The following is a 1035-nucleotide window of genomic DNA, read 5'->3' on the forward strand; positions in this document are numbered from 1 at the left end:
CGGGGCGAGGGTGGTCTTGCCCGTCCCGGGCGGAGCCTGGACCACCGCCGTACCCGCCGTGGCGAGCGCGCGCCGCAGGGCCGGGAGCGCGTCGGTGAAGGGCAGGCCGCGGCCGATCCGGTCCAGATCGAACGGGCTCATCACCCGGTCCCGCCCGACGCCACCATGCTCCCGAGACTAGATGTCCGCGCCGTCCCGCACGGATTCGGCGGCGTTCGCTGTCGGCGTACACGTATCCGCAATGATTCCCCGACCTGCCGCGTTGAACCCTGGTGACGGGCCGACTGCCACTCCTGTGGCTCCGGGCGTCAGACCGGGCCACTACAGTGGTGAACACCCGAGGAATGTGAGGTAGCACGATGTTCGAACGGTTTACCGACCGCGCGCGTCGCGTCGTCGTCCTGGCCCAGGAAGAGGCCCGGATGCTCAACCACAATTACATCGGCACCGAGCACATTCTGCTTGGTCTCATCCACGAGGGCGAGGGAGTGGCCGCCAAGGCCCTCGAGTCCCTGGGGATCTCGCTTGAAGCGGTGCGGAGTCAGGTCGAGGAGATCATCGGCCAGGGCCAGCAGGCGCCCAGCGGGCACATCCCGTTCACGCCGCGGGCCAAGAAGGTCCTCGAGCTGAGCCTGCGCGAGGCGCTGCAGCTCGGCCACAACTACATCGGGACCGAGCACATCCTCCTCGGCCTCATCCGAGAGGGTGAGGGGGTGGCCGCGCAGGTGCTGGTCAAGCTCGGAGCGGACCTCACCCGGGTCCGGCAGCAGGTCATCCAGCTGCTCTCCGGCTACCAGGGCAAGGAGGCGGAGGCCACGGGCGCGCCGGCGGGGACCGGCGGGCGCGAGTCCGGGACGCCGTCGTCCTCGACGGTCCTGGACCAGTTCGGCCGCAACCTCACGCAGGCCGCCATGGAGGGCAAGCTCGACCCGGTGGTCGGCCGCGCCAAGGAGGTCGAGCGCATCATGCAGGTGCTCTCCCGGCGCACCAAGAACAACCCGGTGCTCATCGGAGAGCCCGGCGTGGGCAAGACCG

At 69.9% G+C, this 1035-nt stretch carries 1 pseudogene; it reads left to right on the plus strand.

Annotated elements, in window-relative coordinates:
- Positions 1-458 precede the first annotated feature (458 nt).
- Positions 459-1035: pseudogene (locus tag G6026_RS17590) on the plus strand (Clp protease N-terminal domain-containing protein); the annotation flags it as partial.

The organism is Dietzia sp. DQ11-38-2 (genome assembly GCF_014145055.1).
Lineage (GTDB): Bacteria > Actinomycetota > Actinomycetes > Mycobacteriales > Mycobacteriaceae > Dietzia.